An 18,341-nucleotide genomic window follows, 5' to 3' on the forward strand; every position below is an offset into this window, starting at 1 on the left:
CTCGCCACGCCGGGCCGTCTCCGTGCCGTGACCGGACCGGCCGCGCGCCCGTCCCGTCGCGGTGCGCCTCAGGCCCCGGGCAGCAGGTGGTCACCGGGCGGGCCGAGCGGCAGGTCGGGATAGACCCGGTCTCGCAGGTCGAGCAGCGACAGGTCCTCGGCCAGCAGCCAGGCCGCGGACGCCGGCCAGGTGATCATCCACAGCCAGACGCCGTAGGCCTCGCCGACGAACGCGGCGCGGTCCTCACTGGTCGGCACGTCCCACATGGGCGCGCGCTGGCCGGCGGCCCGCACGACAGCCGCCGGCGACCCGCCCACGAGTTCCCCCGGGTCGAGCCACGGCAGCCCGGCGTACCCGGAGCCCAGCCCGGTGCCCGGCTCCTCGGCGACGATGAGCAGCTCCGCGGACCCACCCAGCGGTCCGGGACCGGTGCAGTCGACGACGATGGCGCGCGCTCCGGGCTCACCGCCCCAGGCGATGCCGCCGACCGACCAGCCCGGCGGCATCGGGTCGGGGACCCAGGCGGGGACGCGGGAATCGGCACACACCGCCGCCAGCGCGTCGTGCGCGAGCACCGGGGCGTGGTGCAGCGGCGTGACGGCGGCGTGCAGGTGACACCAGGCTTCAGCGGTCTCGCCCGGGCGCACGACGAGGATCTCGCCGCACCGGGGGCACACCGGGGTGAGGGTCATCGCCCACACCGTCGCGGGGCCGGAGCCGTTCGTCAAGCTCCGACTGCTGGGAGTCACCGGTGCACGTCCTGGTGGCACAGCGGTGCCGCGGATCCGGCCGTAGGTCCGGTCGCCGGGTCCGGCCGCCGGGCCCCTCCGGTGGCGCCTGCGGCCCGGCACCACCGGTGGTGCGTGCCGCCGGCGCCCGCGGGTGGTCCCTGCCGCCTAGCCTGGCGTCGTGGAGCCCGGGGTCCGCGTCGTGCCGTGCGTCGGCGGGGTCGTGCACGATCGGGCCGGTCGGCTGCTGGTCGTCCAGCGCGGCCGGGAACCCGACCGCGGGCGCTGGTCGGTGCCCGGGGGTCGGGTCGAGGCCGGGGAGTCGATCGCCGAGGCCGTCGTGCGCGAGGTCGCGGAGGAGACGGGCCTGGCCGTGGTGGCCGGCGCCGAGCTCGGCCGGGTGCGGGTGCCGGGCCCCGGCGGCGTGGTCTACGAGGTGGCCGACCTGGTCTGCACCCTCCGGGAGCCGGATGCCGTGCCGCGGGCCGGCGACGACGCCGCGGACGTCGCCTTCGTCGACCTGGCCGCCCTGCGGGCGCTGCCCTGCACGCCGGGGCTGCTCGCGGCGCTGTCCGGCTGGGGCGCGCTCCCCCGCTGAGCGCGCCCCCGGTGGCTCAGCGGGGCGCCGGCTCCGGGCGGCCGGGCTGCTCGCCGCCCCGGGACTCCCCGTAGGACCGCTTGGGCACCATCACCTTGCGCCGGAACACGCACACCACCGTGCCGTCCTGCTTGTAGCCGATCGTCTCCACGTGGACGACACCGCGGTCGTCCTTGGAGCGGGACTCCGTCTTGTCCAGCACGGTGGTCTCGCCGTAGATGGTGTCGCCGTGGAAGGTGGGCGCGATGTGCTTCAGCGACTCGACCTCGAGGTTCGCGATGGCCTTGCCCGACACGTCCGGGACGCTCATCCCCAGCAGCAGCGAGTACACGTAGTTGCCCACCACGACGTTCTTGCCGAAGTCGGTGGTGCCGGCGGCGAAGTGCGCGTCCATGTGCAGCGGGTGGTGGTTCATCGTGATCAGGCAGAAGAGGTGGTCGTCGTACTCGGTGACCGTCTTCCCGGGCCAGTGCTTGTACACCGCGCCGACCTCGAACTCCTCGTAGTACCGGCCGAACTGCATCGTGGAGCTCCCAGTCGTCGGGGATCGAGCAGGACGCCGGGGCGGTCGGGCGCGGCCGCTGCCCGTGCGGGGGCAGCGCGGTCCGCACTCCCACGCGCCGGTGACCCGCTGGGACGGGCGCCGATCCTACGATGGCCCCCGTGACCGTGCAGTCCACCCCCGACCAGCTCGCGGAGCCCGACGTCGTCCGGCTGCCCGCGGGTGCGCGCCGCACCCGCGTCGCCGCGACGCTCGTGGTCCTGGTGCTGCTGCTGTCCGGCACGCTCTGGGGCGAGGACTCCGCGTTCCCCTTCGGCCCGTTCCGGATGTACTCCACCCGCGCCGACCCGGACGCACCGGTGATCTCCACCCGCGTCGTGGGCCTGACCGCGGCAGGCGAGGAGGTCCGGCTCTCCGGCGGGGCCGTGGGCCTGCGGCGGGCGGAGTTCGAGGGCCAGTTGCAGCGCTTCGTCGACGACCCGGCCCTGCTCGGCCAGGTCGCGGACGCCTACGAGGCGCAGAACCCCGACGGCGCCGACCTGGTGGAGGTGCAGGTGGTGCTGCGGCACATCGAGCTCGACGGCGGCAGCACGACCGGGGTCACCGAGGACAGGGTGCTGGTGACGTACCGGCTGGGGGGCGGGTCGTGAGCGTGCTGGCCGAGCGGGAGCAGCGGGACGGCGCCTTCCGCCGGTGGGTGTTCGCCCCGGTGCCGCTGGCTCGCGTCGCGGTCTTCCGCACGATCGCCTACCTGTTCATCCCGGTCGACGTCTTCCTGACGACGGCGTGGGTGCGCGCGCACGCCGACGTGCCCACCGCGTTCTACCAGGAGCTGCTCGTCGGGCGGGTGCTGCACCTGCCCACGCCGACCCACACGCTGGTGCTGAGCGTGCAGTGGCTGCTCGTGGCCGCCGCCGTGGCGGCCGCCACCGGCCGGGCCCCGCGACTGCTCGGCACCGCGGTCTTCCTGCTCTACGGCGAGTGGATGGTCATCGCCATGAGCTACGGGAAGGTCGACCACGACCGGATCGCCTTCCTCGTCGCGCTCGCCGTGCTGCCCACGATCGGCCGGGTGCGGCTGCGCGACCGGCGCCGCTCGGAGGCGGCCGGGTGGGCGATGGGCGCTGTGTTCCTCACGGTCATGCTCACCTACTTCCTCGCCGCCTGGGCCAAGATGCGCTTCGGGGGCTGGGACTGGGCGACCGGCTCGACCTTGGCACGCGCGGTCGTGCGCCGCGGCACGGTCTTCTCCGACTGGACCCTGGGCGTGCCCGGTCTGCTCGAGGCCGCACAGTGGGTCATGGTCGGGCTGGAGTTCGCCGCCCCGCTGATGCTGCTGGTGCGCAGCGACCGGGCGCGTGTCCGGCTGGTGCTCTTCCTGCTCGGCTTCCACGTCATGGTCTTCGCCGGGGTGGGCATCATCTTCCTGCCGCACTGCGTCGCGATCCTCTCGATCCTGCCGTGGGAGCGGGTCACCACCCGCCTGCTGCCCGGACCTGCCCCGGCGCCCCACGAGGGGGCCCCCGCTGCGGCGGACGGTGCCGGCCGACCGGGAGCCGGCCCCCGCCGGGAGGACGCCGCCCCGGGCTGAGCGTGCGGGCGGGCCCCCGGCCGCACCCCCCGGCGGGGACCCGCCCGCAGGCAGCCGACGCGCTCAGATCATCGCGCTGATGCGGGCGGCCATGTCGGTCTCGTGCTGCTGGTAGGCCGACCCGACGTCGGTGAGCAGGGTGCCCATGCCGGTGAGCGCGTCGCTGACCTGCTGGCTGGCCAGGCGCCACTTCTCGTAGAGCTCGGTGAAGCGGGCCGCCGCCTGGCTGTCGGTCCACCCCTCCAGCACCGAGCTGTTGATGCTGCTGGACAGCGTCGCGTGGCGGGACGTGGTGTCCGCCGCCTCCCCCTGGCACTGACCGGCCATCGTCTGCAGCGTCGCGAAATCGACCTTCACGTGTCCTCCTCGGTGTCCCGGGCCGTTCCCGGTGCAGCGGACGGTAGGGCCGTCCGCCGTCCGGCGGGCGCGGTCGTCCACAGGCGGGAGCGCTGTCCACAGATGTCCGCGGCACGGCCCACGGCCCGTCGCCGGCGGTCATCCTCGGCGCGTGACCAGCACAGCACCGCCGGACGGGCCGGCTCCCCGGGGGGTGCGCACCTGGACGGTCGTGTCCCCGGCCTCCCGCCACGACGTCGACGTCGAGGCCGCCGACGACCAGGAACTGGACACCGTGCTGCCGGTGCTCGGGCGGGTGCTGGGCACCTCGGTGACGGCGGTGTGGAGCGGCTCCACCCGGCTGTCCGGCAGCACGCTGCTGGGCAGTGCCGCGCTGTCCCACGGCGCGGTGCTGGCACTGCACGGCCCCGCGCCCCGCTCCCCGGGCACCGCCGGGGACGCGGACCAGCCGGCCAGCGCGCTGGAGCTGCAGGTCACCGGCGGCCCGGAGGCCGGTCGCAGCGTGCCGGTGCCCCAGGGGCGGCTCGTGCTGGGCCGCGGTGCGGGCTGCGGGCTGTCGCTGTCCGACCCCGACGTCTCGCGGCAGCACGTCGTGCTCGACGTCCGCGACGGGCTGATCACCGTGGCCGACCTGGGCTCGGCCAACGGCAGCCGGCTCGGTGACGAGGAGCTGGGAGCTGCCCCGCGCCCCTGGGCCCCGGGGGAGACGCTGCGCGTGGGAGCGTCCGCGGTCCGGCTGGCCGGGCCGTCCGGTGGCGCGCTGCCGGTCGCCCCGGCAGGTGCCGGGCGGTTGCTGCTGCGGCCGCACCACCGGGTGACCTCGCCACGGGTCGGCACCGAGGTCCGCTTCCCCGCCGAGCCGGTGCAGCCGCCGCCGCGCCGGCTCGCCTGGGTCGCGATCGCCCTGCCCGCGGTGGCCGGGGTGGCGATGGCGGTGCTGCTCTCGGCGCCCCAGTTCCTCTTCTTCGCCCTGCTGTCGCCGGTGGTGGCGCTGGGCACGTGGGTGTCCGACCGGTGGTCGGGGAGACGCCGGCGACGGCAGGACGTGCTGTCCCACGCCCTGGAGCTCCGCGCGGCGCAGCAGCGGCTGACGGCGGCGCTGGCCACCGACCTGGCCGCTGCCCGGGCCGCGCACCCCGACGCGGCAGCGCTGACGTCCGCCGCCCGCCGGCGCAGCGCGCCGCTGTGGCAGCGCACCGCGGCGGACCCGGATGCGCTCGTGCTCCGGGTGGGCTCCGGTCCCGGGCCCACGCTGGTCCGGCGCCGCGACGGGGACGCCGGCCCGTCGGGGGTGGAGGCCGAGGAGCAACCGGTCACGGTCGACCTGCGCCGGGCCGGGGTGCTGGGCGTGGTCGGCCCCGTCCCGCTGCTGCGCGGCATGGTCGCCGCGCTCCTCGTGCAGCTCGCCGGCCTGCACTCCCCCGCCGACGCGCGGCTGGCCCTGCTCACCGGCCCGCGATCGGCGGGGGCATGGTCCTGGTGCCGCTGGCTGCCGCACCTGAGCGCGACGGCGGTGGTCTGCTCGTCTCCCGGCCCGGCCGCGGACGAGGACCTGCACCGCACGGTCACCGGCTGGGTGGCCCGGCACCGGGCGGACCGCGGCCCGGGTGGTGCCGGGTGGCTGGTGGTGCTCGTCGACCGCCCGCTGCCGGCAGCCACCGCCGCCCTGCTCCGCGGCGCGCAGGACGCCGGGGTGGTCGTGGTGTGCCTGGCCACCGACGCCGACGGACTGCCGGTACCGGCCGGCGCGGTGCTGGCGATCGGTGGGGAGACCGGCTCGACCGCGGAGCTGTCCCAGCACGGCGACAGCCGGCGCACGGTCACCGCGCTGGACCAGGTCCCACCCGGGACGGCCGCCCGGTTCGCCCGCTCCCTGGCCCCGCTGGGCACGCCGAGCGGGCAGGACGACCTGCCTGCGGCGCTGCGACTGGCCGACGTGCTCCCCCTGCCGGCCGACGGCACCGGCCCCGGCTGGACCCGGTCCCGCACCCGCCTCGTCGCGACCCTGGGTCGCTCGTCGGCCGGGGTCGTGCAGCTCGACCTCTGCGCGCAGGGCCCGCACGCGCTGGTCGCCGGGACGACCGGGTCGGGCAAGTCCGAGCTGCTGCAGACCCTGGTCGCGGGGCTGGCGCTGGCCCACCCGCCCGACCGGTGCTCCTTCCTGCTGGTGGACTACAAGGGCGGGGCGGCGTTCGCCGAGACCGCTGCCCTCCCGCACACCGTCGGCATGGTCACCGACCTGGACCCGCAGTCCACCGCGCGCGCCCTGCGCTCGCTGGGCGCCGAGCTGACCCGCCGCGAGCAGGTGCTGGCCGAGCACGGGGTGCGCGACCTCGGCCAGCTGCCGGAGCACGTGCCGCTGGCCCGGCTGGTCATCGTGGTGGACGAGTTCGCCACCCTGGCCGAGGAGCTGCCCGACTTCGTCCTGGGTCTGGTGGGCATCGCCCAGCGCGGCCGCTCGCTGGGCGTGCACCTGGTGCTGGCCACCCAGCGGCCGGCCGGGGTGGTGTCGCCGGAGATCCGGGCCAACTGCTCGTTGCGGATCTGCCTGCGCACCACCGACGAGGCCGACTCCCGGGACGTGCTGGGCACCCCGGTCGCGGCACACCTGCCGGTCGAGCTGCCCGGCCGCGGCCACGTCCGGTCCGGTTCCGGCACACCGACCCTCGTCCAGGTCGCCCGCGTCTCCACCCGCCCCCCGGGCGCAGCGGCGACCGACCCTGTGGTCCGGGAGCGCAGCTGGCCACCGGGCACCGGGACGCCCGCGGCGCCGGGCACCCCCGGCCCGGCCCCGGCCGGCGACGACGCACGCACCGAGGACGCCCGCACCGAGGACGCCCGCACCGAGGACGCGCCGACGGACCTGGCCCGGCTGGTCGAGGCACTGGTGTCCGCAGCCGCCGCGCAGGGCATCGCCGGAGCACACCGGCCCTGGCAGCCACCCCTGCCCGACCGGCTGCCCGCCGAGGTCCTCGCCCGGGAGCCCGACGGGTCGCCCGAGCCCAGCTGCACCCGGCTGCGGCTGGGCCTGGTCGACCGGCCGGACGCGCAGGCCCGTGACCTGCTGACCCTGGACCTGGACTCCGGCGGTGCGTGGCTGGCGGTCGGCGGTGCCCGCAGCGGCCGCAGCACGCTGCTCCGCTCGGTGCTGCGCACCGCCACCGCCGCGCTGCCGCCGTCCCGCCTGCAGGTGCACGTGCTGGACCACGGTGGCGGTGCGCTGGCCGCCGAGGGGGCCATGCTGCCGCACGCGGGCACCGTGGTCGGCGGGGACGACCCGCTGCGCACGCTCCGCCTGGTGCAGCGGCTCACCGCCGAGGTCGCCGACCGGCGCGCGGGCGACGGCCGGCAGCGCCCGCGGGTCCTGCTGCTGGTGGACGGCGCCGAGGCGCTCGGCACGATGCTGGACGAGATCGACCCCGCGACCGGGTCGGCCGGCCTGCACCGGCTGGTCCGGGACGGCGCTGCGGCCGGGCTCACCTGCCTGCTCACCGCGGACCGTGCCGTGCCGGGCGGCCGGCTGGCCGCGGTCGCCACCCGGCGGCTGGTGCTGCCGCTGCCCGACCGGGCGGACTACGCCGTCGCCGGCCTGCCCGCGCGGGCCGTGCCGGCGCACCGGCCCCCGGGCCGGGCGCTGATCGGCGAGGAGGCCTGGGAGTGCCAGCTCGCGCTCCCGCCGGTGGACGCCCGGCCCGCCCGGGACGCACCCGGCACCCCGGTCCCGGACGGGGTGCGCATCCCCGAGCTGCCGGCGGAGGCGTCCCTGCCGCTGGGCGGCCCGGGCGGCGCGGGGGCACCGCTGTGGCTGCCCGTCGGGCTCGGTGGGGACGAGGGCACCGTCGTGGGCATCGACCTGGCACGCGCCGGGGGCCTGCTCGTGGCAGGCCCGCCCGGCAGCGGGCGCAGCACCACGCTGGACGGCTTCGCTGCCCAGTGGGCGGCCACCGGGGTGCCGGTGCTGCGGATCGGTGCCGGCCCGGGGTCCGCGCCCCTGGTCGACGGCGTGCTGTGCCTGGTCGACCCCGGCGTGGCACAGGTCCAGGACTGGGTCGCCACCACGGCCGGGGGGCCGGCCGTGGTGGTCGTCGACGACCTGGCCGGGCTGCCCGACGCGCTCGGGGACGCGCTGACCCAGCTGTGCCGGCCCGGTCGCGGCCTGGTGCTGGTGGGCGCCGGCGCACCGGCCGAGCTGGCGGCGACCTTCCGCGGCCCGACCGCGGCGCTGCGCCGGTCCCGCTCCGGCCTGCTGCTCCGCCCCGGCCCCGGGGACGCCGAGGTGCTCGGCATCCGGCTGCCCAGGGCGCGGGTCGCCGACCGCCCGGGGTCGGGGTGGCTGGTGGTCGGTGGGGTGCCGCAGCGGGTGCAGGTCGCGCGGCACCGCCTGGGCACCCTGCCCGGGCCGGCCCCGCAGCCACCGGTCACGGACGACCGGACAGCCGACGACCAGGCAACCGGCGACCGGGCAGCGGAGGTCACCGGGACCTCCGCCGGCGGCGGGCACGCCTGGCGGCCCGCCGGGTGACCAGGGCCCGCCCGGGCGGAGCCGGGCCCTCAGAGCAGGTCCAGGACCACACCGATCTCCTGGTTGGCGTACCAGGCCAGCTCGTGTCCCTCGGCCTGGTCGACGAGGAACTGCGCGTCCTCGTCGCCCAGGTCGGCCTCGAGCACCACGGCCACCGCGGCGCGCACGTCCTCCTCGGCCTCCGCGAGGTCGACGTGGGCGCTGGCGACCTGGGCGATGGTGACGTCCCCGGTGATCCGGGCCGCGCCGCGGTCCACGTCCTCGTCACCGATCGGCTCGACGGCGCCGTCCGGCACCTCCAGGGCGAGCACCACCCGCCGCCGCACCGCACCGGGGTCGATGTCGATCAGCCGCAGGCTCGACCGGGCGGCGGCCAGCAGTGCGGCGTACTCGAGCTCCTCGTCGTCGGCGTCCACGTCGTAGAACGACCGCACGTCGGGGGTCACCGCGAACCCGGTGTGCGGGCCCTCCAGGCGCCGGTCGTCCAGCAGACGGCGCAGGACGGTGGTCGTGGCCGGCAGGTACACGCGCACGCGGTCAGCTCGCTCTCTCCTCGGGGACGCCCGACGGTAGCTGGCGCGGGTGGGGTCGCCCCGGCGCCGGTCGGCCGGGCACCGTCAGCGCGCGCCCTCGGCGAGGTTCGCGACCTCCTGCTCGATCAGGTCGGCGAGCACGTGCACGTCGCCGATGCTGTCCCGGTCGGCGTTGAGGCCGATGTAGACGCCGCCGTCGTAGCTGGTCAGACCGATGGCCAGGCCCTGACCCCTGGCCAGCGGCACGACCGGGAAGACCTCGAGCATCCGGGCGCCGGCGGCGTACAGCGGTACCTGGGGCCCGGGCACGTTGGTGACGACGAGGTTGAACAGCCGGCGGGACAGGTCGCTGGCGGCCCGGGCGGCCAGCGCGTGCAGGGTCGGCGGGGCGAACCCGGACAGCCGCACCAGGTTCTCCGCGCCGACACCCTGACCGGCCTGGGAGACCGCGCGCATGGCGTAGCTGATCCGGGCCAGCCGCACCCGCGGGTTCGGCTCGCCCACCGGCAGGTCGACCAGGAAGGAGGAGACCTGGTTGGCGGTCGCGGTCTCCTCCGGCTGCACCGACAGCGGGACGAGCGCCCGCACCGAGGTGGAACCGACGACCGGCTCCCCGCGGGAGAGCAGCCACTCGCGCAGCGCGCCGGTGACGGTCGCCAGCAGCACGTCGTTGACGGTGCCGCCCTGCGCCTTGCGCACCCGCTTCAGCTGGTCCAGGTCCGCGCGGGCGATGGCCACCCGCCGCTGCCGGCCGATCGCGGCGTTCAGCGGGCTGACCGGCGCCGGTCGCACCGCGGTCTGCGCCGCCGCCAGCAGCAGGTTCCCGGCCGCGCCGACCATCCTCCCGGTGGTGGCCCGCACGTCGGTGACGGCACTCCGCGCGGTCTCCAGCACCGCCGAGGGCCGCGCCACGTACTCCTCGAGCGCCTCCCAGACCAGCGCCAGCGGCCCGGGCGGCCGCCGCGGCCGCCAGTCGTCCGGCTGCCCGGCGGCCGGGTCGGCGGTCGCCTCCAGGATGACCTGGCCGATGTCGACGGCGGCCAGGCCGTCCACCAGGGCGGGGTGCGTCTTGGTCACCAGTGCGATCCGGTCGTCGGCCAGCCCCTCGACCAGGTACATCTCCCACAGCGGGCGGCTGCGGTCCAGCGGTCGGGAGACCAGCCGGGACACCAGGTCCAGCAGCTGCTCGTCGGTGCCCGGCCGGGGCAGGCCGGACCGGCGCACGTGGTAGCCGAGGTCGAAGTCGGGGTCGTCGACCCACGCCGGGTTGGCCAGGTGCCCGGGCACCTCCAGCACCCGCTGGCGGTAGCGCGGGACCAGCGGCAGCCGCCCGCGCACCAGCTGCAGCAGGCGGTCGTGGTCGAGTCCGCCCGGCGGCGACTGCAGGATGAGGACCCCGCCCACGTGCATGGGGGTGTCCGGCTCCTCGAGGTAGAGGAAGGATGCATCCAGTGCGGTGAGCCGCTCGACCACGGTTCTCCTCTCGGTCGGAGCCACACCGTACGGCGCGTGGTCGGACGGCGACAGCGCGGCCGGACGACCCGCTCGGGTCAGCCGCGCCCGCGGCGACGGCGGCGCGGCACGTCGGCGCCGGTGAGCTGGGCCGCGAGCGACTGCAGGCCCCGGCGCAGCGCTGATCCGGCCGCCACCTCGGCGAGCGTGCGCCCAGCCGCCAGCGCCGCGTCGGCGGCCCGCCGGTCGGCAGGGAGGAACGCGGTCACCTCGGTCCCGGCGAACCGGGACAGCGCCTCGGCGATCTCCCGCGGGGCGTCACCGGGCACCGGCCCCCGCCGCACCTGGTTGACCACCAGGACCGGGCGGACGTCGGGCAGCACCCCGCGCAGCTCCCCCAGCGCGCGCACGGTGCGCTGCAGGGCGACCGGGTCCGCACCGCTCACGCAGAGCACCGTGTCGGCGGCCTCGAGCACGGTGAGCGTGGCGCCGTTGCGGCGGGGGGCGGCCGTGTCGAAGGAGAGCTCCTCGTCCTCCTCGATGCAGGACGCGCAGTCGACGACGGTCAGCGCGGCCAGCCGGCGTGCCTCGTCCAGCACCACCCCGACCGCCTGCGGGCGCAGCTCGGGCCACCGGTCGGCGCGGGTGAGCCCGGTGAGCACCCGGAACTGTGGGGCGACCGCCCACGCCAGCCGGGCCAGGGAGGCGACGTCCAGCGACCCGGCACCGGCCTGCCGCACCGCGGCGGCGATGCCCGGCGACTCGTCCAGCAGCCCGAGCAGCTGCGCGACCACGCCGCCGTACACGTCGCCGTCCACGAGCAGCGCGCTCACGCCCAGCCGGGCCGCCTCGTCGGCCAGGCCCACCGCGACGGTGCTGCGACCCGGGGCACCGGCCGGACCCCACACCGCCACCACGCGGCCCCGGCCCGACGGCCGGTCGGCCGGGTCCGGGGGCACGCCGAGCGAGGGCAGGGCGGCCCGCGGGTCGCCCACGTCGCGCCCGGCCGGCGCCGGTGCACCGCTGGCCGCCTCGCGCAGCGCCTGCGCGATCAGCTCGGGGTCGGCGTCGGCCGGCAGCACCCGGGCCACACCGAGCTGGCGCAGCCGGGTCGTGGCCCGCTCGTCACCCGGGTCCACCAGCCCGACGACGGCGACGCCCGCCTCGGCCAGGCGCGCCACCGTGTCGCCGTCGAGCCGGCGCAGCTCGGCCGACAGCAGCGCGGCCTGGCCCACCCCGGTCGACGCGGCCGCGAGCAGGTCGGAGACGTCCACGCAGCGGCGGACCACCGTGACCCCGTGGTCGGCCCGGTCCAGCTCGCCGACCAGCTCGGACTCCCAGGCGGCGCCGGTGACGGCGGTGAAGACCTGCAGTGCCATCAGCCGGTGGTGGTGGCCGGCGCGGGGACCCCCGCGGGCACGGTCGGGCTCGGCCCCGCATCCGGCGGGACGGCATCGGTCGGCACAGCGGCGGTCGGCACAGCGGCATCCGGCACAGCGGCACCCGGCACGGCCGGGGTCGGCACGGCCGGGGGCGGCACGGACCCGGCGGGGGCGGCGAGCCCACCGCCGGCGGGGGTCTCCACCGAGGTGCGCACGACGACCACCAGGCCGCGCCCGCCCACGGCGGCCAGCACCTCCCCGGCGCGCTCGGCGGGCAGCGAGACCACCACCTGGATCGTGGTGGTGGCCGAGGAGAGCACGCCGTCCCCGCGGCCGGAGACCGACTGCACGGTGGCCCCGGCGAGCACCAGCGTGACCCCGCCGTCCGCCGCACCGGTCGCGCCCGTGGCGGCGTCGGCCACGGCGTACACGTCGACGACCTGCCCGCGGGTCAGGCCGGGCGGCGCGAAGCCCGCCTGTACCGGCAGCGCGAGCTGCACCTCGGTGCTCGCGCCCTCCAGGGCCGACCGTGGGACCAGCTCACCGCTGCGCACCGCGCGCGCCAGCGGACGCCCCTCCGGGCGGGTGCTGGTGGACAGGTACGCACCGGCGGCGTCGTCCAGCCGCACCGAGACGGCCACCAGGTCGTCGACGGACAGCACCGTGCCCGCGGCCAGGTCGCCCGCGGCTGCCCAGACCGGCACCGTCGCGTCGGCGGCCGTGACCACCCGGGCACCGACCAGCACCGATCCGAGCACCAGCAGGACGCCCAGCACCAGGCGCAGGTCGAGCCAGCGGGGCGGCCGGACACGCCGCGGGACGGGACCGCCGAGGTCGCCGGGGTCGTTCGTGCGGGTGGCGCTCATGCGGGGATCACCAGGGCCTCTCGTCGTCCCACTGCGTGCACTCGGGCGCGGTGGGACGCCGATGATGGCCCACGACGGCGTTGACGCGCATTCGCTGTCCACACCTTGGGGTGTTGTGGACAGCCGCGAACGTGTGCTCCCCTGCTGCCACACTGTCCCGGTCACCCGAACGGAGGAACCATGGCGACGCAGCGCTTCCTGACCCTCGACGACGTCGCGGAGATCCTCAACGTGTCCTGGTCGCAGGCCTACGCGCTGGTGCGTCGCAAGGACCTCATCGCCATCCAGATCGGTGGCCGCGGGCAGTGGCGGGTCGAGGTCGACGAACTCGAACGCTTCATCGCGCAGAAGTACGCCGAGGCCCGCGCGGGCACGGTCGCCGACGAGCCGGTGCCGGCCGACGGTGCCGCCGCCACCGACAGCGCCATCGGCTGAGCTCCCGCCGCCCCGCCTCGGCGGTCACCCCCGTCCGGGGGTGGCGGAGCGGGCGAGCACCACGGCGTCCAGCACCACGGCGCGCACCCCGCGCACGGCGTCCCGCCGGCGTGGTTCGTCCAGGTGGTGCTCGGCCAGTTCCACGAAGTCCGCGCCCACCCGGTCCAGGGTGCCGTCGAGCACCGTGCCGTCGTCGAGGACCACGCTGAGCGGCTGACGGTCCCGGGCCAGTCCCCGCAGCGCCCGACGCAGGTCCAGCCGCCGGCGCACCTCCCCGCCATCGGCAGGCACCGCCGTGCCCGCGCCGAGCCCGGCCACGGCCCGCACGGCGGACAGCGACACCAGGACCTCCCGGCGCGCGTCGTCGACCACCAGCAGCCAGTCGACCCCCACCTCGACGAGGGTGCCGCCCACGCTCCCGGCCCCCCGGCAGCCGAGCACCAGCGGCGTGCCGACCGCGCCGCCCAGCCGGTCGCGCAGCAGCAGGCGGCCATGCTCTGCGCGCACCCGCGAGGGCAGCTCCGCCCGGGCTGCCGCGTCCTCCTCGGCCTCGAACTGGGCCTCGAGGTCCTCGAACAGCTGCGTCCATCGCATGGCCACACCTCCACGATCAGGCTAACTGACGCACTTGTCTTGCGTTTGATTGCGTTTGCTTGCTTTGATGCGCACTCGACCGCAACAGCTTGCCTCAGGAGGAGACATGTCGACTCGGCGACTCATCGCCACGGTGATCGGCATGGCGGGGCTGGCCTGGTGCCTGCGCCTGGTCGGGGGTGGCCTCGACGAGCTGGCCGCGGCGGCCGGGGACCCGCAGTCCGTGGCCGACCGGGCAGGCGCCGACCAGCTGGTGCTCCTGCTGGCGACCGCCCTGGCCTGGCTCGTCTGGGGCTGGGGTGCCCTCGGCCTGCTCCTCACCGCGGCAGCAGCGCTGCCGGGTGTGCTGGGCCGCGCCGCCGGGGTGCTGCTCACCGTCGCCGTGCCCGCCGGGGCCCGGCGGGCGGCCGGGGTGCTGCTGGGGCTCACCCTCACCGCGACCGGCCCGCTGGTCGCCACGGTGGTGGCCGCGCCGGCCGCGGTGGCCAGCACGCTCGCACCGGAGGCGACCGGCAGCACCGGGCCGGCCGGCGCCGTCGTCCCGGACTGGCCGTCGCAGGCCCCGGCCACGGCGGCTCCACCGGTGGAGGAGGCGGCGCCTGACTGGCCGCAGGTGCCCACCGGGGCGCACGTCGTGCTGCGCGGTGACTGCCTGTGGGACGTCGCCGAGCACTGGCTGACCCAGCGGGACGGCACGCCGCCCACCGACGGTCAGGTCGCCGAGGCCGTGCAGCGCTGGTGGGCGGCCAACGCCGCCGTGATCGGCCCGGACCCCGACGTCCTGCTCCCGGGCCAGGTGCTCACCCCACCCGGATGACCAGCGCCCCCCACCGAGCAGCCGCCGACGAGCGCACCCCCGGCGTCCGGCGAACCCCGTCCCGCACCCGACAGAGGAGTCCCATGCCCGCCACCGTCCGCCCCCTGCCCCGGACCGACCCGACCGAGGACGGCCGGCAGGAACACGTCCCCCACGGACGCGGCTCCTCCGAGCACGGCCCCTCCGAGCACGGCCGCTACGAGCACGGCCCCCTCGAGCACGGCCCCCTCGAGCACGGCCCCCTCGAGTCCGTCCCCGATGTGCCGACCCACCGGACGACTCCCCGGGTGCAGGCCGGTCCGCCGCACCTCGCCCTGGTCCGCGGGGGCCGCGAGCTGCCCACCCGCTCGGCCCTGCGGCTCACCCTGGTGTCCACCCCGCAGCCCGCACCGGACGACGAGCGGGTGACGGTGCGCCCCCGGGTGGCCGGTCGCGTCTCCCCGCGTCCGAGCCACCGGCCGGGGCCGCGCCCGCTGCTGGACCACCCGTCACCGGCCCCCGGTGCCCCGGTCGACTTCGGTCACCAGCTGACCGGTCGTGACCAGCTGCCCGACCCCCGGGACGCCGGGCGCCGGCTGGTCACCGCGGCCGTGGAGGCCCTCGCGGGGTTGCGCCCGGTCGCCCAGCTCGCCGCCGTCACCAGCCCCGCGGTGCTGACGGCGCTGTCCAGCGGGCGCCGCCCGGCGTGGTGCCGGGCCTCCCGGGCGCCGCTGGTCGTCGGCCCGGTGCGGGTGTGCGAGCCGGTCGACGGGGTGGCCGAGGTGTCCGCCGTGGCGCGTCGCGCCGGCCGTGCCCACGCCGTGGCGGCGCGACTGGAGGGGATCGACGGCCGCTGGCGCTGCACCGCCCTGCAGATCGGCTGAGCCGACACCCCGGGCCCCGACGCCGGCGCCCGGGACGGCCTCGGTTCAGGCCGAGCTGCCCCCGTGGCAGAACTTGTACTTCTTGCCCGAGCCGCAGGCGCACGGGGAGTTCCGCGCCTGGCCGGTGCCGGTGACCGTCGCCGTCTTGGCCGCCTTCGCCGGACCGGACTCCTTCGGCGAGGGGTCCAGGCTGGGTGCGCTGTAGGTCAGCGGCTTCTCCGCCGGACGCTCGTCCAGGCCCTTCACCGCCAGGGCCGGCCCGGTGCCGGTGCCGGTGGCCGGGGCCTGCGCCGCGGCCGCCTCGGCCGCGGCGGTCTCGGTCACGGCGGTCTGGGCCCGGGACTTGGCCCCACCGGAGCGGCGTCCGGACACGGTCGGCGCGGGAGCAGCGGCCGGCGCCGGGGCAGCGGTCGGCGCGGGGGCAGCGGTCGGGTCGGCGACCGGCGCCGCGGCAGCCGGTGCCGCGGCAGCCGCGGCGGCGGCGCGGGCGCGCACGGCCTCCACGCCGGCCTGGGCCCGGACGAGGGCCTCGGCCTCGGCGGCGGCGGCCTTCTGCGCGGCCTCGGCGTCCTGCTCCTCCTTGGTCTTCACCTCGAGGTTGAACAGGAAGCCGACGGACTCCTCCTTGATGCCGTCGAGCATCGCCTTGAACATGTCGAAGCCCTCGCGCTGGTACTCCACGACCGGGTCGCGCTGGGCCATCGCCCGCAGGTGGATGCCGGCGCGCAGGTAGTCCATCTCGTACAGGTGCTCACGCCACTTGCGGTCCAGCACCGACAGCAGCACCCGGCGCTCCAGCTCGCGCAGCACCTCGGCGCCCAGCGCCTCCTCGCGCTCGGCGTACCGGGCACGCACGTCCTCCAGCAGGGCGGTCCTGAGCTCCTCCGCGCTCAGTGCGGCCTGCTCGCCGTCGGCGACCCGCTCCAGGAACTCGGTGCGGTCCAGGCCCACGGGGTACAGCGCCTTGAGCCCGGTCCACAGCTGGGCCAGGTCCCAGTCCTCGGCGTACCCGACCTCGGTGGCGCCGTCGACGTAGGCGCCGACGACGTCGTCGATCATGGCGGCGACCTGGTCGTGCAGGTCCTGACCGTCCAGCACCTTGCGCCGCTCGTCGTAGATGACGGTGCGCTGACGGTTCAGCACCTCGTCGTACTTGAGCACGTCCTTGCGGGTCTCGTAGTTCTGCTGCTCGACCTGCGTCTGGGCCGACCGGATCGCCCGGCTGACCATCTTGGACTCGATGGGCTGGTCCTCCGGCACGCGCAGCGTGTTCATCATCGACTCGAGCATCGGGCCGTTGAAGCGCCGCATCAGGTCGTCACCGAGGGACAGGTAGAACCGGGACTCACCCGGGTCGCCCTGGCGGCCGGAGCGACCGCGCAGCTGGTTGTCGATGCGCCGGCTCTCGTGCCGCTCGGTGCCCAGCACGTAGAGTCCGCCGGCCTCGACGACCTCCTCGTGCTCGGCCTTGACCTGGTTCTTGACCTCCTCGAGGGTCTCGGCCCAGGCGGCCTCGTACTCCTCCGGGGTCTCCACCGGGCTCAGGCCCTTGGCCCGCAGCACCTCGTCGGCGATGAACTCCGCGTTGCCGCCGAGCTGGATGTCGGTGCCACGACCGGCCATGTTGGTGGCCACGGTGACCGCGGCCAGCCGGCCGGCCTGGGCCACGATGTGCGCCTCGCGGGCGTGGTTCTTGGCGTTCAGCACCTCGTGCGGGATGCCCCGCTTGAGCAGGTACTTGGACAGCAGCTCGCTCTTCTCGACGCTGGCAGTGCCGACCAGCACCGGCTGACCGGCGGCGTGCCGATCGGCGATGTCGTCGACGACGGCGTCGAACTTGGCCTTCTCCGTCTTGTAGATGACGTCGGAGCGGTCCTCGCGGATCATCGGCCGGTTCGTCGGGATCGGCACCACACCGAGCTTGTAGGTCTGGTTGAGCTCGGCGGCCTCGGTCTGGGCCGTGCCGGTCATGCCGGCGAGCTTCTCGTAGAGCCGGAAGTAGTTCTGCAGCGTGATCGTGGCGAGGGTCTGGTTCTCGTCCTTGATCGCCACCTTCTCCTTGGCCTCGATGGCCTGGTGCATGCCCTCGTTGTAGCGGCGGCCGGCGAGCACGCGCCCGGTGAACTCGTCGACGATGAGCACCTCACCGTTGGTGACGATGTACTGCTGGTCCTTGTGGAAGAGCTCCTTGGCCTTCAGCGCGTTGTTCAGGTAGCTGATCAGCGGGGTGTTCGCGGCGTCGTAGAGGTTCTCGATGCCCAGCTGGTCCTCGACGAACTCCACGCCCTCCTCGCTGATCGCGACGGTGCGCTTGCTCTCCTCGACCTCGTAGTGCCGATCGCGCTTGAGCAGCGGGGCGATGCGGGCGAACTCGCCGTACCACTTGGCGCTCTGCTCGGCGGGCCCGCTGATGATCAGCGGCGTGCGGGCCTCGTCGATCAGGATCGAGTCGACCTCGTCGACGATCGCGTACCGGTGGCCGCGCTGCACCAGGTCGGACTTGGCCCACGCCATGTTGTCGCGCAGGTAGTCGAAGCCGAACTCGTTGTTGGTGCCGTGGGTGATGTCGCAGGCGTACTGCGCCCGGCGCACGGCCGGCTGCTGCCCGGACAGGATCGTGCCGACGGTCAGCCCCAGGAAGCGCTGCACCCGGCCCATGCCCTCGGCGTCGCGCTGGGCGAGGTAGTCGTTGGTCGTGATCACGTGCACGCCCTCGCCGGTCAGCCCGTTGAGGTAGGCCGCCAGCACGCCGGTCAGGGTCTTGCCCTCACCGGTGCGCATCTCGGCGATGTTGCCCAGGTGCAGCGCGGCGCCGCCCATGAGCTGCACGTGGTAGTGCCGCTGGCCCAGGATCCGGGTCGAGGCCTCGCGGACGACGGCGAACGCCTCCGGCAGCAGCTGGTCGAGGGTCTCGCCGTCGTCGGCGTACCGCGCCTTGAACTCGTCGGTCTTCGCGCGCAGCTCGGCATCGGTCAGGTCGACGACGTCCGGACCGAGGGCGTCGACGGCGTCCGCGATCTTGGAGAGTCGACGGACGAGCTTGCCTTCACCGGCGCGCAGGAGCTTGGAGAACACCACGCGACCAGAGTAGGCGGCTGCGG

General features: G+C 76.1%; 16 protein-coding genes. 7 read left to right on the forward strand and 9 right to left on the reverse strand.

Annotation, left to right across the window (positions count from 1 at the left end):
* Positions 1-68: 68 nt before the first annotated feature.
* On the reverse strand, positions 69-692 hold the full coding sequence (locus G1H19_RS00735; RefSeq protein ID WP_152731304.1) for a DUF6758 family protein: 624 nt from the start codon (positions 690-692) through the stop codon (positions 69-71).
* A 217-nt stretch (positions 693-909) separates the two neighbouring features.
* Here G1H19_RS00735 and G1H19_RS00740 point away from each other — a divergent pair, with 217 nt between their 5' ends.
* Positions 910-1,326, forward strand: a complete 417-nt coding sequence (locus G1H19_RS00740) for an NUDIX domain-containing protein (RefSeq protein ID WP_162393426.1) — start codon at positions 910-912, stop codon at positions 1,324-1,326.
* 16 nt (positions 1,327-1,342) lie between these two features.
* On the opposite strand, the gene G1H19_RS00745 is transcribed toward G1H19_RS00740, so the two are convergent.
* Positions 1,343-1,849, reverse strand: coding sequence for a MaoC family dehydratase (locus tag G1H19_RS00745; protein WP_152731303.1), 507 nt, complete (start codon positions 1,847-1,849; stop codon positions 1,343-1,345).
* 131 nt (positions 1,850-1,980) lie between these two features.
* Between G1H19_RS00745 and G1H19_RS00750 the strand changes: the two genes are divergently transcribed.
* Positions 1,981-2,478, forward strand: coding sequence for a hypothetical protein (locus tag G1H19_RS00750; RefSeq protein ID WP_413229284.1), 498 nt, complete (start codon positions 1,981-1,983; stop codon positions 2,476-2,478).
* Positions 2,475-3,419: an MFS transporter permease gene (locus tag G1H19_RS00755; protein ID WP_235928279.1), complete on the forward strand. Its 945-nt coding sequence runs from the start codon at positions 2,475-2,477 to the stop codon at positions 3,417-3,419. The genes G1H19_RS00750 and G1H19_RS00755 overlap by 4 nt, the downstream gene beginning before the upstream one ends.
* Before the next feature lie 63 nt (positions 3,420-3,482).
* On the opposite strand, the gene G1H19_RS00760 is transcribed toward G1H19_RS00755, so the two are convergent.
* Positions 3,483-3,776, reverse strand: coding sequence for a WXG100 family type VII secretion target (locus tag G1H19_RS00760; RefSeq protein WP_162393425.1), 294 nt, complete (start codon positions 3,774-3,776; stop codon positions 3,483-3,485).
* A gap of 151 nt (positions 3,777-3,927) precedes the next feature.
* On the opposite strand from G1H19_RS00760, the gene G1H19_RS00765 reads away from it, so the two are divergent.
* Positions 3,928-8,298, forward strand: a complete 4,371-nt coding sequence (locus G1H19_RS00765) for an FtsK/SpoIIIE domain-containing protein (RefSeq protein WP_152731301.1) — start codon at positions 3,928-3,930, stop codon at positions 8,296-8,298.
* Between the two features lie 29 nt (positions 8,299-8,327).
* Here the strand turns inward: G1H19_RS00765 and G1H19_RS00770 are convergent, their stop codons facing one another.
* The 4 genes from G1H19_RS00770 to G1H19_RS00785 all read right to left on the reverse strand — a co-directional run bounded on the left by G1H19_RS00770 (position 8,328) and on the right by G1H19_RS00785 (position 12,531).
* Positions 8,328-8,831: a DUF6912 family protein gene (locus G1H19_RS00770; protein WP_162393424.1), complete on the reverse strand. Its 504-nt coding sequence runs from the start codon at positions 8,829-8,831 to the stop codon at positions 8,328-8,330.
* Positions 8,832-8,915: 84 nt separating this feature from the next.
* Positions 8,916-10,304, reverse strand: coding sequence for a WS/DGAT/MGAT family O-acyltransferase (locus G1H19_RS00775; protein ID WP_162393423.1), 1,389 nt, complete (start codon positions 10,302-10,304; stop codon positions 8,916-8,918).
* A 77-nt stretch (positions 10,305-10,381) separates the two neighbouring features.
* Positions 10,382-11,662, reverse strand: coding sequence for an AAA family ATPase (locus tag G1H19_RS00780; RefSeq protein WP_152731299.1), 1,281 nt, complete (start codon positions 11,660-11,662; stop codon positions 10,382-10,384).
* The gene (locus G1H19_RS00785; RefSeq protein WP_152731298.1) at positions 11,662-12,531 is read right to left on the reverse strand and encodes an SAF domain-containing protein; all 870 of its coding nucleotides are present in this window, start codon (positions 12,529-12,531) and stop codon (positions 11,662-11,664) included. Before G1H19_RS00785 ends, G1H19_RS00780 begins: the two co-directional genes overlap by 1 nt.
* Before the next feature lie 180 nt (positions 12,532-12,711).
* On the opposite strand from G1H19_RS00785, the gene G1H19_RS00790 reads away from it, so the two are divergent.
* A complete protein-coding gene (locus tag G1H19_RS00790; RefSeq protein ID WP_152731297.1) occupies positions 12,712-12,966 on the forward strand; it encodes a helix-turn-helix domain-containing protein in 255 nt (84 codons plus the stop codon).
* A 24-nt stretch (positions 12,967-12,990) separates the two neighbouring features.
* Here the strand turns inward: G1H19_RS00790 and G1H19_RS00795 are convergent, their stop codons facing one another.
* Entirely contained in the window at positions 12,991-13,560 is a 570-nt protein-coding gene (locus tag G1H19_RS00795; protein ID WP_152731296.1) for a hypothetical protein, read from the reverse strand.
* Between the two features lie 106 nt (positions 13,561-13,666).
* Here G1H19_RS00795 and G1H19_RS00800 point away from each other — a divergent pair, with 106 nt between their 5' ends.
* Both G1H19_RS00800 and G1H19_RS00805 read left to right on the forward strand, forming a co-directional pair.
* On the forward strand, positions 13,667-14,377 hold the full coding sequence (locus G1H19_RS00800) for a LysM peptidoglycan-binding domain-containing protein (protein WP_152731295.1): 711 nt from the start codon (positions 13,667-13,669) through the stop codon (positions 14,375-14,377).
* Positions 14,378-14,460: 83 nt separating this feature from the next.
* A complete protein-coding gene (locus tag G1H19_RS00805) occupies positions 14,461-15,240 on the forward strand; it encodes an Rv3235 family protein (protein ID WP_222856657.1) in 780 nt (259 codons plus the stop codon).
* A 45-nt stretch (positions 15,241-15,285) separates the two neighbouring features.
* Here the strand turns inward: G1H19_RS00805 and secA are convergent, their stop codons facing one another.
* The gene (secA, locus tag G1H19_RS00810; RefSeq protein WP_162393422.1) at positions 15,286-18,318 is read right to left on the reverse strand and encodes a preprotein translocase subunit SecA; all 3,033 of its coding nucleotides are present in this window, start codon (positions 18,316-18,318) and stop codon (positions 15,286-15,288) included.
* Between the last annotated feature and the right edge of the window lie 23 nt (positions 18,319-18,341).

Source organism: Goekera deserti (genome assembly GCF_010685995.1).
GTDB classification, from domain to species: Bacteria; Actinomycetota; Actinomycetes; order Mycobacteriales; family Geodermatophilaceae; genus Goekera; species Goekera deserti.

What these genes read in the sequence shown, in the direction of transcription:
- G1H19_RS00785 (WP_152731298.1), bottom strand. Translation starts at nt 12,531, where the DNA reads ATGAGCGCCACCCGCACGAACGACCCCGGCGACCTCGGCGGTCCCGTC.
- G1H19_RS00750 (WP_413229284.1), top strand. Translation starts at nt 1,981, where the DNA reads ATGGCCCCCGTGACCGTGCAGTCCACCCCCGACCAGCTCGCGGAGCCC.
- G1H19_RS00795 (WP_152731296.1), bottom strand. Translation starts at nt 13,560, where the DNA reads ATGCGATGGACGCAGCTGTTCGAGGACCTCGAGGCCCAGTTCGAGGCC.
- G1H19_RS00805 (WP_222856657.1), top strand. Translation starts at nt 14,461, where the DNA reads ATGCCCGCCACCGTCCGCCCCCTGCCCCGGACCGACCCGACCGAGGAC.
- G1H19_RS00790 (WP_152731297.1), top strand. Translation starts at nt 12,712, where the DNA reads ATGGCGACGCAGCGCTTCCTGACCCTCGACGACGTCGCGGAGATCCTC.
- G1H19_RS00745 (WP_152731303.1), bottom strand. Translation starts at nt 1,849, where the DNA reads ATGCAGTTCGGCCGGTACTACGAGGAGTTCGAGGTCGGCGCGGTGTAC.
- G1H19_RS00800 (WP_152731295.1), top strand. Translation starts at nt 13,667, where the DNA reads ATGTCGACTCGGCGACTCATCGCCACGGTGATCGGCATGGCGGGGCTG.
- G1H19_RS00780 (WP_152731299.1), bottom strand. Translation starts at nt 11,662, where the DNA reads ATGGCACTGCAGGTCTTCACCGCCGTCACCGGCGCCGCCTGGGAGTCC.
- G1H19_RS00735 (WP_152731304.1), bottom strand. Translation starts at nt 692, where the DNA reads ATGACCCTCACCCCGGTGTGCCCCCGGTGCGGCGAGATCCTCGTCGTG.